This is a genomic window from Streptomyces genisteinicus (genome assembly GCF_014489615.1).
Taxonomy (GTDB): domain Bacteria; phylum Actinomycetota; class Actinomycetes; order Streptomycetales; family Streptomycetaceae; genus Streptomyces; species Streptomyces genisteinicus.
In genome coordinates, this window is sequence record NZ_CP060825.1 from 2,355,553 (window position 1) to 2,368,637 (window position 13,085).

General features: G+C 70.0%; 10 protein-coding genes. 1 reads left to right on the top strand and 9 read right to left on the bottom strand.

The genetic code is table 11. The features are described from left to right. Nucleotides 1-3: 3 nt before the first annotated feature. The 8 genes from mrdA to IAG43_RS10350 all read right to left on the bottom strand — a co-directional run bounded on the left by mrdA (nt 4) and on the right by IAG43_RS10350 (nt 10,597). Complete coding sequence (gene mrdA, locus IAG43_RS10315) at nt 4-2,175, bottom strand: penicillin-binding protein 2 (protein ID WP_187740455.1); 2,172 nt, start codon at nt 2,173-2,175, stop codon at nt 4-6. A gap of 16 nt (nt 2,176-2,191) precedes the next feature. Then, on the bottom strand, nt 2,192-2,863 hold the full coding sequence (mreD, locus tag IAG43_RS10320; protein WP_187740456.1) for a rod shape-determining protein MreD: 672 nt from the start codon (nt 2,861-2,863) through the stop codon (nt 2,192-2,194). A 17-nt stretch (nt 2,864-2,880) separates the two neighbouring features. Then, the gene (mreC, locus tag IAG43_RS10325; protein ID WP_187740457.1) at nt 2,881-3,963 is read right to left on the bottom strand and encodes a rod shape-determining protein MreC; all 1,083 of its coding nucleotides are present in this window, start codon (nt 3,961-3,963) and stop codon (nt 2,881-2,883) included. Between the two features lie 153 nt (nt 3,964-4,116). Continuing rightward, nucleotides 4,117-5,136, bottom strand: a complete 1,020-nt coding sequence (locus IAG43_RS10330) for a rod shape-determining protein (RefSeq protein ID WP_020610253.1) — start codon at nt 5,134-5,136, stop codon at nt 4,117-4,119. Nucleotides 5,137-5,444: 308 nt separating this feature from the next. Then, nucleotides 5,445-5,855, bottom strand: coding sequence for a nucleoside-diphosphate kinase (gene ndk / locus IAG43_RS10335; RefSeq protein WP_187740458.1), 411 nt, complete (start codon nt 5,853-5,855; stop codon nt 5,445-5,447). A gap of 93 nt (nt 5,856-5,948) precedes the next feature. After that, on the bottom strand, nt 5,949-6,302 hold the full coding sequence (locus tag IAG43_RS10340) for a DUF4233 domain-containing protein (protein WP_187740459.1): 354 nt from the start codon (nt 6,300-6,302) through the stop codon (nt 5,949-5,951). Nucleotides 6,303-6,308: 6 nt separating this feature from the next. Beyond that, on the bottom strand, nt 6,309-7,832 hold the full coding sequence (gene folC, locus IAG43_RS10345) for a bifunctional tetrahydrofolate synthase/dihydrofolate synthase (RefSeq protein ID WP_187740460.1): 1,524 nt from the start codon (nt 7,830-7,832) through the stop codon (nt 6,309-6,311). A 116-nt stretch (nt 7,833-7,948) separates the two neighbouring features. Further along, the gene (locus IAG43_RS10350) at nt 7,949-10,597 is read right to left on the bottom strand and encodes a valine--tRNA ligase (protein WP_187740461.1); all 2,649 of its coding nucleotides are present in this window, start codon (nt 10,595-10,597) and stop codon (nt 7,949-7,951) included. A 137-nt stretch (nt 10,598-10,734) separates the two neighbouring features. Here IAG43_RS10350 and IAG43_RS10355 point away from each other — a divergent pair, with 137 nt between their 5' ends. Continuing rightward, nucleotides 10,735-11,709 (top strand): BRI3 family protein, encoded by a 975-nt coding sequence (locus IAG43_RS10355; RefSeq protein WP_187740462.1) that lies wholly within the window; start codon nt 10,735-10,737, stop codon nt 11,707-11,709. Between the two features lie 79 nt (nt 11,710-11,788). On the opposite strand, the gene clpX is transcribed toward IAG43_RS10355, so the two are convergent. Next, nucleotides 11,789-13,078 (bottom strand): ATP-dependent Clp protease ATP-binding subunit ClpX, encoded by a 1,290-nt coding sequence (clpX, locus tag IAG43_RS10360; RefSeq protein WP_147986455.1) that lies wholly within the window; start codon nt 13,076-13,078, stop codon nt 11,789-11,791. Nucleotides 13,079-13,085: the final 7 nt, after the last annotated feature.

Sequence of the window (13,085 nt, forward strand, 5' to 3'; positions counted from 1 at the left end):
GTTCTAGTCCCTCCGTGCGGGCGCGCCCGCGAGCGTCTGTGCGCCGGCCGGGTCCGCCGGCTTCGGAGGCACATAGGGCCTGACCTCGGGGGCTTCGATGGAGCCGTCCGGGGAGATCTTGGGCAGGTCCTTCTGGGGTGTGGGCAGCAGGGCCCGCTTCAGGTCCTGGTTGCCCTGCTCGTCGAGGCCGTACATCGCCTCGTAGATCTTGCGGACCGCGGGACCGGAGGCGCCGGAGCCGGTGCCGCCCTGGGAGATGGTCATGACGACGGTGTAGTCGTCGGTGTAGGTCGCGAACCACGAGGTGGTCTGCTTGCCGTAGACCTGGGCGGTGCCGGTCTTGGCCCGCATGGGGATCTTGTCCTGGGGCCAGCCGCCGAACCGCCAGGAGGCGGTGCCGCCGGGGCCGACGACCGAGCGCAGGCCCTTGTCCAGGTCGTTGATGGTCTTCTTCCCTATCGGCAGCTTGCCGTGGGCCTGGGGCGGGATCTCCTCGACGCGCTTGCCGTCGGGGCTGATGATCGCCTTGCCCAGGGTGGGGTTCCAGAGGGTGCCGCCGTTGCTGATGGCGGCGTAGGCGGTGGCCATCTGGATGGGGGTGACGAGGATGTCGCCCTGTCCGATGGAGAAGTTGATGCTGTCGTAGGCGTGGAGCTTGTTGCCTTCGAGGCAGCTCTCGTAGGCGATCTGCTCGACGAAGCTGCCGCCCTTCTTGCCCTCCTTGCACCAGGAGTCCTTGTTGGCCTCCCAGAACTCCTGCTTCCACTTGCGGTCGGGGATGCGGCCGGTGACCTCGTTGGGGAGGTCGATGCCGGTGCGGGAGCCGAGGCCGAAGTCGTGGGCGGTGCGGTAGAACCAGTCGTGGGCGTTCTTCTTGGGCTTGGTGCCGCCGTCGCGCTTCCACTCGTCGTGGCCGAGGGCGTAGAAGACGGTGTTGCAGGAGTACTTCAGGGCTTCGCCGAGGGTGATGGGACCGTGTCCCTGGGACTCGAAGTTGGCGAAGCTGCGGCTGCCGAGGCTGTAGGAGCTGCCGCACTGGTAGCGGTCGTCGAAGTCGTGGCCGGCCCGGACGGCGGCGCTGGCCGAGACCACCTTGAAGACGGAGCCGGGGGCGGCCTGGCCCTGGATGGCCCGGTTGAGGAGGGGGAAGTTGGAGTCCTTGCCGGTGAGCTTCGCGTAGTCCTTGCCGGAGATGCCGCCGACCCAGGCGTTGGGGTCGTAGTCGGGCTGGGAGGCCATCGCGACGACCCGGCCGGTGCGGGACTCCATCACGACGACGGCTCCGGCGTCGGCCTCGTACTTCCGTCCGGTGATCTTGTCGGTCTCCTGGCGGGCGGCCTTCATCGCCTTGTGCAGCTCGGATTCGGCGACGGCCTGGACGCGGGCGTCGATGCTGGTGACCAGGTTCGAGCCGGGGACGCCCGCGTCGGACTCCGCCTCGCCCATGACCCGGCCGAGCTTGTCGACCTCGTAGGAGGTGACGCCGGCCTTGCCGCGCAGGGCGGCGTCGTAGGTGCGCTCCAGGCCGGAGCGGCCGATCTGGTCGGACCGCAGGTAGGGGGAGTCGGTGTCCTTGGCCTTCTGGATCTCGTCGTCGGTGACGGGCGAGAGGTAGCCGAGGACCTGGGAGGTGCGGGCGTCGGCGGGTGAGGTGTAGCGGCGCACGGCGGCCGGTTCGGCGGTGATGCCGGGGAAGTCCTCGGTGCGTTCGCGGATCTGGAGTGCCTGCTGGGTGGTGGCCTCGTCGGTGACGGGGATGGGCTGGTACGGGGAGCCGTTCCAGCAGGGCTGCGGGGTCTTGGCGTCGCAGAGGCGCACCTTGTCCATGACGTCCTTCGGCTTCATGCCGAGCACGCCGGCGAGCCGGGTCAGCACGCCCTTGCCGTCGTCCTTCATCTTCATGAGCTCGGTGCGGGACGCGGAGACGACCAGGCGGGTCTCGTTGTCGGCGAGCGCCACGCCCCGGGCGTCGAGGATGGAGCCGCGTACGGCGGGTGTGACGACCCGCTGCACGTGGTTGCCGCTGGCCTCGTCGGCGTACTCGTCGCCGTTGCGGATCTGGAGGTACCAGAGCCGGCCGCCGAGGGTGAGCAGGAGGGAGAAGACGAGGACCTGGATGATGACGAGACGGATCTGGACCCGGGGGGTCCGTCCGGTCTCCGGAATGTTGCTCACGCTGCTGCCCCCTCGGTCACAGTCGCTTGACTCCCTTGATGCGGCCGGCGCGGGCCGCGCGTGTCCGTGCCGCCTTGATCCGCAGGCCGCTGCGCTGGGCGCCGATCCGCAGGCCGGTGCCGGAGGACAGCCAGCCGGAGGCGACGTCGGTGCCGCCGCTGTTCTGGTTCTCGGCGAGCGGATCGTTCTCGCTGCGTCTGGCCAGCCACATGATCAGGGGCACGGTGAACGGCGCGAGGATCAGGTCGTACACGGCGGCGGTGAACAGCAGGTTCCCGAGGCCGACGTGGCGTGCGGCGGTGTCTCCGACGAGGGCGCCGACCCCGGCGTAGAGCAGGGTGGAGCCGATCGCGGCGGCGACGACCACGGCCATCGGGCCGGTGGCCGAGCGGAGCTGCTGCCCGTTCTCGGGCTTGACGAGGCCGGCGAGGTAGCCGATGACGCAGAGGACGAGGGCGTAGCGGCCGGCCGCGTGGTCGGCCGGGGGCGCGATGTCCGCGAGCAGGCCGGCGCCGAAGCCGATGAACGCGCCCGCGACGTGGCCGTAGACCATGGCCAGTCCGAGGACGGTGAGCAGCATCAGGTCCGGGACGGCGCCGGGCAGCTGGAGGCGGGCGAGGACGGTGACCTGGATGACGAGGGCGACCACGACGAGCGTCGTGGAGAGCAGCATCCGGTTGACACGCATGGACGGATCAGCTCCTGTTACTCGTCGTTCGGGCCGGCGGTGCCTGTGGGGCCCGGTGGGTCCGCTCCGCGGTCCCGGGCGGTCCCGGCGTCGTCCGGGGTGTCGGGCTGTCCGTCCTGCTGCTCGCGGATCCGGCCGTCCGTCTGTCCCTGCGGCTGGGTGTCGGCCTGTCCGTCGACGGTGCCGTCGGCGCCGGGCGTGACGGTCACCGTGACGGTGGGCGTCGGGCGGGGCTTGTCGGGCTTGGGCGGGAGGACGGTGTCCCTGGGGTTGGTGCGCGGAGCCTGGACGACGACGCCGACGATGTCGAGTGTGCTGAACGCGGCGTAGGGCCGGACGTGGATGTCGCGGGTGAGGTCGCCGCCGGCGGGGTCGACGGCGACGACCTCGCCGACCGGGACGCCCGGGACGAACGGCTTGTTGCCCTGGGAGCCGAAGGTGACCAGGCGGTCGCCCTTCTTCACCTTGGCCTTGCCGTTGAGGAGCTGGACCAGCAGGGGCCGGTCGCCCTGGCCGGTGGCGAAGCCGAGTTCGCTGCTCTTCTCCATGCGGGTGCCGACGGTGAAGTCGGGGTCGCTGGCGAGGAGCACGGTGGAGGTGCTGGGGCCGACGGTGGTGACGCGGCCGACGAGTCCGTCGCTGTTGATGACGGTCATGTCGCGGGTGATGCCGTCGCCCGCGCCGATGTCGATGGTGACGGTCCAGGAGAAGCCCTGGGCGGCTCCTATGGCGATGACCTCGGCGCCCTTGATGCCGTACTGGCCGGCGGCCGCGGTGCGCAGGAGGCCGTCCAGCTCGCGGAGTCTGCTGCGGTTGCGGTCGTCGCTGCCCAGGCGCTGCTTCAGCTCGGCGTTCTCCCGCTCCAGTTCGCTGATGCGGTCGTGGCGTTCGCCGGAGTCGCGTACGGCGCCGATGGCGTTGCCGACCGGGTCGACGGCCGCCGCGACCCCGTTCTCGACGGGGCCGAAGACCGTTGCCGCGGCCTGTCGGGCTCCGTCGACCGGTGACTCCTCGCCGCCGCGGATGTCCACCGTGATCAGTGCGAACGCGATGGCGATCAGCAGCACCAGGAGCAGCCGGCTCTCTTTCGTGTCCCTCACGTGCGGCGGCCGTGCCTTCCTCGTCGGAATGGTGGTGTTCGTTTGTGGAACGGTCCTGCTGCCGTGGCGGAGACGGGAGAACCCTCTTCCGAGGTCGTTCGCACCCCCCGTACGGCGGATCGGCGGCCCGGCGGGATGCGGGCCGCCGACTGCCTAACGACGCGGCTGGGCGTCCAGCACCTGCTGGAGCGCCTCGAACTCCTCGACGCACTTGCCGGATCCGAGGGCCACGGAGTCCAGCGGGTCCTCGGCGATGTGGATCGGCATGCCGGTCTCGCGGCGCAGCCGCTCGTCGAGCCCGCGGAGCAGGGCGCCGCCGCCGGTGAGCACGATGCCGCGGTCCATGACGTCGCCGGAGAGCTCCGGCGGGCACTTGTCGAGGGTGGTCTTGACCGCGTCGACGATGGCGTTGACCGGCTCCTCGATGGCCTTGCGGACCTCGGCGGCCGAGATGACGACGGTCTTGGGCAGACCGGAGACGAGGTCGCGGCCCCGGATCTCGGTGTGCTCGTCCTTGTCCATGTCGTACGCGGAGCCGATGGTGATCTTGATGGATTCGGCGGTCCGCTCACCGAGCAGGAGCGAGTACTCCTTCTTGATGTGCTGGATGATCGCGTTGTCCAGTTCGTCGCCGGCGACGCGGATGGACTGTGCCGTGACGATTCCTCCGAGGGAGATCACGGCGACCTCGGTGGTGCCGCCGCCGATGTCGACGACCATGTTGCCCGTGGCCTCGTGCACCGGGAGTCCGGACCCGATGGCGGCGGCCATGGGCTCTTCGATGATGTGGACCTGGCGGGCGCCCGCCTGGGTGGACGCCTCGATGACCGCGCGGCGCTCGACGCCCGTGATGCCGGAGGGCACGCAGACGACGACCCGCGGCCTGGCGAGGTAGCGGCGCTTGTGGATCTTGAGGATGAAGTAGCGGAGCATCCGCTCGGTGATCTCGAAGTCGGCGATCACGCCGTCCTTCAGCGGCCGGACGGCAACGATGTTGCCCGGTGTCCGGCCGATCATCTTCTTCGCCTCGGCGCCGACCGCGAGAATGCCGCCCGTGTTGGTGTTGATCGCGACGACGGACGGCTCGTTGAGAACGATCCCCCGGCCTCTGACGTACACCAGCGTGTTGGCGGTCCCGAGGTCGACAGCCATGTCACGGCCGATGAACGACATGTTGTTCCCCATGAGGATGCGTCTGGCCTTCCCAAATCGAGCGTTGATGGCTTATCAGGATGGCGAGGTGGGTGCTGTGGCGTGGAGGCTTACATCGTAGTGCCGTCCACCTGGATACGGCGCGCTGGTCCACCTCTGTATGTGGTGACGATGCGTCGGGGCGATGCGTTCCCGCAATCCCCCGGGCTATACCGAAGGGCGACCGAAATTCCTTCGGTCGCCCCAGGTCACCGACGCCGCCGAACTGATGACACGTCAGCGAAAGCCCCCGGCCGGAGCCTCATTGCCTCCCTTTTCGGGAGAAGCGGTCAGACTGCCGGGAAGAAGATCTTCATCTCCCGAATGGCGGACTCCTCGGAGTCCGAGGCGTGGATCAGATTCTCGCGGACGATGGTTCCGAAGTCCCCGCGAATGGAGCCGGGAGCCGCCTCGATCGGGTCGGTCGGACCCGCCAGCCGGCGTACACCCTCGATGACGCGTTCGCCCTCGACGACCATGGCGACGACCGGGCCGGAGGCCATGAAGGCGACCAGCGGCTCGTAGAACGGCTTGCCCTGGTGCTCGCCGTAGTGGGCCTCCAGGGTCTCCTGGTCCAGGGTGCGCAGTTCCAGAGCGCTGATGGTCCAGCCGGCCTTGGACTCGATGCGGCCGATGATCTCCCCGATCAGTCCCCGGCGTACGGCGTCGGGCTTGAGCAGGACGAGCGTGCGCTGGCTCACGGTGCGGGCTCCTTCATGTGCGGGTCTGGGGTCTGCCGCCACACGTCCGGGCGGCAGGCACCCACGAGGCTACCCTGCGCGCCCCGTCACCGGTTACGCAGCGTCAGGCCCTGCCGATGCCTGGGCCGCCCAGCGCGCCTTCGCCTCGTCGATCTTCCGGCCGTAGTGGACCGACGCCCACCACAGTCCGGCGAACACCACCCCGAGGAAGAACATGGCCGGGACGACGAAGCCGCCGACGATCAGCGCGACCTGGAGCACCCAGCCGAGCTGGATGCCGCCCGGACGGGTGATCATGCCGCACAGCAGCAGGGACATCAGCATCGCGATGCCGCAGACCGTCCAGACCGCGGCCATCGAGGCCCCGTCCGCCTTCATGGCCACCAGACCGGCGAAGCCGATCACGAAGAACTCGCCGATCAGGGTGGAAGCACAGAGCGTACGCATGAGGTGTCAGGCCCTTCCCAGGAGCAGCCGGGCCTCGCCGACCGTGATCACGGAGCCGGTCACCAGGACGCCCGCGCCGGCGAACTCCGACTCCTCCTCGGCGAGGGTGATCGCCGTCTCCAGAGCGTCGTCCAGGCGCGGCTCCACGACGACCCGGTCGTCGCCGAAGACCTCGACGGCGATCGCGGCGAGCTCGTCGGCGTCCATGGCCCGGTGGCTGGAGTTCCGGGTGACCACGATCTCGGCGAAGACCGGCTCGAAGGCTTCCAGCAGTCCCTTGACGTCCTTGTCGGCGCTGGTGCCGACGACGCCGATGAGGCGCGAGAAACCGAACGACTCGGTGATGCCGTCGGCGGTCGCCCGCGCTCCCGCCGGGTTGTGCGCGGCGTCCAGCACGACGGTGGGGCTGCGGCGGACGACCTCCAGCCGGCCGGGGGACGCCACGGAGGCGAAGGCCCGGCGGACGGTGTCGAGGTCCAGCAGTCCCTGCTGCTCGGCGCCGACGCCGAAGAACGCCTCCACGGCCGCCAGCGCGACCGCGGCGTTGTGCGCCTGGTGGGCGCCGTACAGCGGGAGGAAGACCTGCTCGTACTCGCCGCCCAGGCCGCGCAGCGTCAGGAGCTGGCCGCCGACGGCCACCTCGCGGGAGACGATGCCGAACTCCAGGCCCTCACGGGCGACCGTCGCGTCGGTCTCGACCGCCTTCTTCAGCAGCACCTGTGCGGCGTCCACCGGCTGCTGGGCCAGCACGACCGTCGCGCCCTGCTTGATGATGCCGGCCTTCTCCGCCGCGATCTCGGCGGGTGTGGAGCCGAGGCGGTCGGTGTGGTCCAGGTCGATCGGGGTGACGACCGCCACCGACCCGTCGATCACGTTGGTCGCGTCCCAGCTGCCGCCCATGCCGACCTCGACCACGGCGACGTCCACGGGCGCGTCGGCGAAGGCCGCGTACGCCATGCCGGTCAGCACCTCGAAGAAGGAGAGGCGGTAGTCCTGGCTCCCGTCGACCATCTCCACGTAGGGCGCGATGTCGCGGAAGGTCTCGATGAAGCGCTCGGGGGCGATCGGCGCCCCGTCGAGGCTGATGCGCTCGGTGATCGACTGCACATGGGGCGAGGTGTACCGGCCGGTGCGCAGCTCGAAGGCGGCCAGCAGCGACTCGATCATGCGGGCCGTGGACGTCTTGCCGTTGGTCCCGGTGATGTGGATCGAGGGGTAGGCGCGCTGCGGTTCGCCGAGCACGTCCATCAGGGCGGAGATCCGGGAGACCGAGGGCTCCAGCTTGGTCTCGCCCCAGCGGGTGGCGAGATCGGCCTCGACCTCGCGGAGCGCCTTGTCGGTCTCCGGGTCGGCGGGCCGGGCGGGCACCTGTTCGCTCTGCGGGACGCCGGCCTGGGTGCGCAGGGTGCGGCTGCCGGCCTCGATCACCGCCAGATCGGGATCGCGCTGGGTCTCCTCGCCGACGATCGCGTCGAAGAGATCGTCGGATCCGGAGTCGTCGGGACGGTCGGAAGGGCGGGGCTCACTCACCCGGCCAGTGTACGGAGGACCGGGGACGGCCTGTGCAGGCACCGGGTGCCGGGGCCCGCAGCGCGCCGCGGCCCCCGCCCCCGGGAAGGGGGGCGGGGGCCGCGGCGGTGGCGGGGTCAGGCCTGCGGCAGGGCCGCGAGCTGGCCGGTGATGCGGGCGATCTCGGCCTCGGCCGTCGCCAGGCGGGTGCGGATCTTCTCCACGACCTGGTCGGGCGCCTTGGCCAGGAAGGCCTCGTTGCCCAGCTTGGCGTTGGCCTGGGCGACCTCCTTCTCGGCCGCGCCGAGGTCCTTGGTCAGGCGCTTGCGCTCGGCCGGGACGTCGATCGTGCCGGAGAGGTCCAGGGCGACCGTGGCCCCGGCGACCGGCAGGGAGGCGGTGGCGTGGAAGCCCTCGCCCTCCGGCTGGAGGCGCAGCAGCTGGCGGATGGCCGCCTCGTGGGGCGCCAGGGCGGTGCCGTCCAGGGAGAGCCGGGCCGGGACCTTCTGGCCGGGCTGGAGGCCCTGGTCGCTGCGGAAGCGGCGGACCTCGGTGACGACCTGCTGGACGAGGGCGATCTCCCGCTCGGCGGCCTCGTCGCGGAAGCCGCCCGGCGCGTCAGCGCCAGGAACCTGCACAGTGGCGGGCCAGTCGGCGATCACCAGCGACTCGCCACCGGTCAGCGTCGTCCACAGGGTGTCGGTGACGAACGGGACGACGGGGTGCAGCAGGCGCAGCATCACGTCGAGGACCTCGCCGAGGACCCGGCCGGAGACCCGTGCCTGCTCGCCGCCGGCGAAGAACGTCGTCTTGGAGAGCTCGACGTACCAGTCGAAGACCTCGTCCCAGGCGAAGTGGAACAGGGACTCGGAGAGCTTGGCGAACTGGTAGTCCTCGTAGAAGGCGTCGACCTCGGCGACCGTCTTGTTCAGGCGCGACAGGATCCACCGGTCGGTGGACGACATCTCCTCGGGCGAGGGCAGCGGGCCCTCGACCGTGGCGCCGTTCATCAGCGCGAAGCGGGTGGCGTTCCAGATCTTGTTCGCGAAGTTGCGCGAGCCCTGGACCCAGTCCTCGCCGATCGGGACGTCGACGCCCGGGTTGGCGCCGCGGGCCAGGGTGAAGCGCAGGGCGTCGGAGCCGTACTTGTCCATCCAGTCCAGCGGGTTGACCGCGTTGCCGAAGGACTTGGACATCTTCTTGCCGAACTGGTCGCGGACCATGCCGTGGAGGGCGATGGTGTGGAACGGCGGGGTGCCGTCCATGGCGTAGAGGCCGAACATCATCATCCGGGCGACCCAGAAGAAGAGGATGTCGTAGCCGGTGACCAGGACGGAGTTCGGGTAGAACTTCGCGAGGCTCTCGGTCTGTTCGGGCCAGCCGAGGGTGGAGAACGGCCACAGGCCCGAGGAGAACCAGGTGTCCAGGACGTCGGTCTCCTGGTGCCAGCCCTCGCCGGTGGGCGGCTCCTCGTCGGGGCCGACGCAGACGACCTCGCCCGCCGGGCCGTACCAGACGGGGATGCGGTGGCCCCACCAGAGCTGGCGCGAGATGCACCAGTCGTGGAGGTTGTCGACCCAGTCGAAGTACCGCTTCTCCATCTCCTGCGGGTGGATCTTCACCCGGCCGTCGCGGACGGCGTCGCCGGCCGCCTTCGCCAGCGGGGCGACCTTGACCCACCACTGCAGCGACAGCCGCGGCTCGATGGTGGTCTTGCAGCGCGAGCAGTGGCCCACCGAGTGGGTGTACGGGCGCTTCTCGGCGACGATGCGGCCCTCGGCGCGCAGCGCGGCGACGATGGCGCTGCGCGCCTCCAGCCGGTCCAGCCCCTCGAAGGGGCCGGGGACGGTGATGACGGCGCGCTCGTCCATGACGGCGAGCGACGGGAGGTCGTGCCGCTGACCGATCTCGAAGTCGTTCGGGTCGTGGGCGGGCGTCACCTTGACGGCGCCGGTGCCGAACTCCGGGTCGACGTGGGTGTCCGCGACGACCGGGATGGAGCGGTCGGTGAGCGGCAGCTTGATCTGCCGGCCGATCAGGTGCCGGTAGCGCTCGTCGTCGGGGTGGACCGCGACGGCGGTGTCGCCGAGCATCGTCTCGGCGCGGGTGGTGGCGACGACGATGGTGTCCTCGCCGTCCCCGTACGTCATGGAGACGAGCTCGCCGTCGTCGTCCTGGTACTCGACCTCGATGTCGGAGATCGCGGTCAGACAGCGCGGGCACCAGTTGATGATGCGCTCGGCGCGGTAGATCAGCTCGTCCTCGTAGAGGCGCTTGAAGATCGTCTGGACGGCCTGCGACAGGCCCTCGTCCATGGTGAACCGCTCGCGGGACCAGGCGACGCCGTCGCCGAGACGGCGCATCTGGCCGGAGATCTGACCGCCGGACTCGCCCTTCCACTGCCAGACGCGCTCGATGAACGCCTCACGGCCGAGGTCGTGACGGGACTTGCCCTCCTTGGCGAGTTCGCGCTCGACGACGTTCTGGGTGGCGATGCCGGCGTGGTCCATGCCGGGCTGCCACAGCGTCTCGTACCCCTGCATCCGCTTGCGGCGGGTGAGGGCGTCGATGAGCGTGTGCTCGAAGGCGTGGCCCAGGTGGAGGCTTCCGGTGACGTTCGGCGGGGGGATGACGACGGTGAACGGCGGCTTGTCGCTCTTGGCGTCGGCCTCGAAGTAACCCCGCTCCACCCAGCGCTCGTACAGCGCCCCCTCTACGTCGGCCGGCGCGTACTGGGTCGGCAGTTCGGAGGTGGGCGCTGCGGGCTGCGATGAGTTCTCGGTCACGGGCCCAGTTTAGGGGTGTCACGGGGTGGTGCTGAAACGCGATTCTTCCGTAACGGTCCGACCCCGGGCGACCCGGCTGTCGGCTCCTTGCGTCAGGATGTCCGCAACACATAGGCATCACGAGGGGGAAACCCGTAATGAGTCACAACCAGCCGGGCCCGTACGGCGGCCAGCCGCAGCAGCCCGGCCCCTACGGCCAGCCGGGACCCTACGGCCAGCAGCCGCCTGGGGCCCCGCAGCCCGGCTACGGGTACCCGCAGCAGGCCCCGCAGGGCGTCCCGCCGCAGCCCGGCTACGGCTACCCGCAGCAGCAGCCCCAGCAGCCCGGCCCGTACGGCGCCCCGCAGCAGCCGGGCCCGTACGGCCAGCAGCCCCCGTACGGCCAGCAGCCGGGCGGCTACCCGCCCCCGCCGCCGGCCCAGGGCGGCGGCGGCAAGAAGACCGGCCTCATCATCGGTGGCGTCGCGGTGGTCGCGGCGATCGCGGTGGGGGCGTACTTCGTCTTCGGCGGGGGCGGCGGCGCGAGTGTCGCGGACGACGGCCCGCACAAGCTGACCACGCCGGCGACGGTGCTGGGCGAGTACAAGCTGATGCCCGGCAGCGAGCAGGGCGGCGACGGCGAGGACTTCCTCAAGGACGCCGAGAAGAACGGCGTCAAGAACGGCAAGTCCGTGAACGCCGCCTGGCAGGTCAAGGACGAGAGCAACCCGATGGCCGGCAAGATGGTCCAGTTCGGCGGGGCCTACGGGGAGATCGACGACCCGGAGAAGGTCGTCGACGGCGTGTTCGCCAACATCAAGGCGGAGTCCGAGAAGGACAAGGACGACGAGGCCGAGCTCGTCGGCGAGCCGAAGGCCTACACCCCGGCCGAGGCGGACGGCGCCGTCCTCAAGTGCCAGCAGATCAAGTCGAAGACCGGTGCGGGCGAGACCGGCGGCGCCGCCGGCCCCAAGGAGGTCACGATGTCCGTGTGCGTGTGGGGCGACCACAGCACCGTCGGCTTCGCGATGCCCATGGACCTGGCGAGCCTGATGACGGGCAAGGGCACCTCGCCCGAGGAGGCCGCGGTCACGACGGCCCAGCTCCGCAAGGAGATCCGCGTCAAGGCCTGACCGGTACACCGCGCACGAGAGGGGCGCCCCCGCCGAACGGATCGGCGGGGGCGCCCCTTTCGCGTGCGGGCGGTGAGCGCTACGCGCTCTTCTCGTGGCGGCCGTTGCCCTCGTCCTTGACGATGCGCGGGACCAGGGTCGGATTGACGTTGTTGTGGACGACGTCCTGGGTGATGACCACGCGGGCCACGTCCTTGCGGGACGGGACCTCGTACATCACCGACATCAGGACCTCCTCCATGATCGCGCGCAGCCCGCGCGCGCCGGTGCCGCGGAGGATCGCCTGGTCGGCGATGGCCTCCAGCGCCGGGAGGTCGAAGTCCAGCTCGACGCCGTCGAGTTCGAAGAGGCGCTGGTACTGCTTGACCAGGGCGTTGCGCGGCTCGACGAGGATCTTGAGCAGGGCCTCGCGGTCCAGGTTGTGCACCGAGGTGATCACGGGGAGACGGCCGATGAACTCCGGGATCATCCCGAACTTCACCAGGTCCTCCGGCATGACCTCCTGGAACTGGTCGCTCGCCTCGATCTCGCGCTTGGAGCGGATCGTCGCGCCGAAGCCGATGCCCTTGGCGCCGGCCCGCGACTCGATGATCTTCTCCAGACCGGCGAATGCGCCGCCCACGATGAACAGCACGTTCGTCGTGTCGATCTGGATGAACTCCTGGTGCGGGTGCTTGCGTCCGCCCTGCGGCGGGACGGAGGCGGTGGTGCCCTCCAGGATCTTCAGCAGGGCCTGCTGCACGCCCTCGCCGGAGACGTCCCGGGTGATCGACGGGTTTTCGCTCTTACGGGCGACCTTGTCGATCTCGTCGATGTAGATGATCCCGGTCTCGGCCTTCTTGACGTCGTAGTCGGCCGCCTGGATCAGCTTCAGCAGGATGTTCTCGACGTCCTCGCCGACATAGCCCGCCTCCGTGAGCGCCGTCGCGTCGGCGATGGCGAACGGGACGTTGAGCATGCGGGCGAGCGTCTGGGCCAGCAGCGTCTTGCCGGAGCCGGTGGGGCCCAGCAGGAGGATGTTGGACTTGGCGAGCTCGATCGCGTCGTCCCGGCCCTGCGCGCCGCCGTTCTCGCCGGCCTGGACGCGCTTGTAGTGGTTGTACACCGCGACGGAGAGCGCCTTCTTGGCCGGCTCCTGGCCGACGACGTAGCTCTCCAGGAACTCGTAGATCTCGCGGGGCTTGGGAAGTTCCTCCCAGCGCACTTCGCTCGTCTCCGCGAGTTCCTCTTCGATGATCTCGTTGCAGAGGTCGATGCACTCGTCGCAGATGTACACACCGGGGCCTGCGATGAGCTTCTTCACCTGCTTCTGGCTCTTTCCGCAGAACGAGCACTTGAGCAGGTCGCCGCCATCACCGATGCGTGCCACGAGGTGC

Bases quoted from the DNA above. Each gene is read 5' to 3' on its own strand.
- mreD (WP_187740456.1), bottom strand. From the start codon at position 2,863: ATGCGTGTCAACCGGATGCTGCTCTCCACGACGCTCGTCGTGGTCGCC.
- IAG43_RS10330 (WP_020610253.1), bottom strand. From the start codon at position 5,136: ATGTCGTTCATCGGCCGTGACATGGCTGTCGACCTCGGGACCGCCAAC.
- IAG43_RS10340 (WP_187740459.1), bottom strand. From the start codon at position 6,302: ATGCGTACGCTCTGTGCTTCCACCCTGATCGGCGAGTTCTTCGTGATC.
- IAG43_RS10355 (WP_187740462.1), top strand. From the start codon at position 10,735: ATGAGTCACAACCAGCCGGGCCCGTACGGCGGCCAGCCGCAGCAGCCC.